The organism is Snodgrassella communis, assembly GCF_914768045.1.
GTDB classification, from domain to species: Bacteria; Pseudomonadota; Gammaproteobacteria; order Burkholderiales; family Neisseriaceae; genus Snodgrassella; species Snodgrassella communis.
Genome location: NZ_CAJZCD010000025.1, coordinates 1 through 709 on the forward strand (window position 1 = coordinate 1; position 709 = coordinate 709).

A 709-nucleotide genomic window follows, 5' to 3' on the forward strand; every position below is an offset into this window, starting at 1 on the left:
GGCCTGCTGCCACAGCTCATCTTCTTTTTTACTGTCTGGTGCCGGTGCCGGCGGCAGCCCCCCGCCAGCACCCGCTTTCGCCTTTTCATTGGCGCGATTGCGCCCCTGCCGAATGATTTGCTCGCGTGCGCTTACCTGCGCCGGATCTTCTTTCTCCCCGGCCGTACCCTTACCCGGAGCCATTTGCAGTCCCAGAAAATCCGCATAGCCATTCACCCCATCCTTAACCCAGCGCAGAATCCGCCAGGCGGTAATATGGTGTACCTGCTGGCGCAGATTCTGATTTAGATTATCGGTAATCGACACATCGCGCCAGGCATTGAAACGCGTTACCATTTCCGGCTGCGTATCAAATTCTTTACGCGTAAAAATATCCATGATTTCATAATTTTTTAATTTAAAGCGCGGCGTTTTCTTCATCTGCGCCACCAGTTGCGGATGATCAGCCCAGATAAGCATCGGCATACCATGCTGCCAGCAGCGCGCATACATATCATGCAAGGCAATCTGTGCCACCACATGCCCCATGCCAAAATTACTTTTAAATTGTTCGCCCGGCGGATAGCCACCGCCAATATCTGCATGAACCCCGGGATAAGTGTATTCGCGGAATTCACCACCGCCACCATGCGGGTAGCCGCCATCAATACAGATGCTTTCCACCGAAAAGCTTTTACGCTGCTCATGCCCGGCCACAAAGTGATAGCAG

1 protein-coding gene is annotated in these 709 nt (G+C 53.2%); it reads right to left on the reverse strand.

The features are described from left to right. Positions 1–709, reverse strand: a 709-nt coding sequence (locus tag MJ761_RS10820; protein WP_239450471.1) for a T6SS phospholipase effector Tle1-like catalytic domain-containing protein, incomplete at both ends; no start/stop codon positions are given.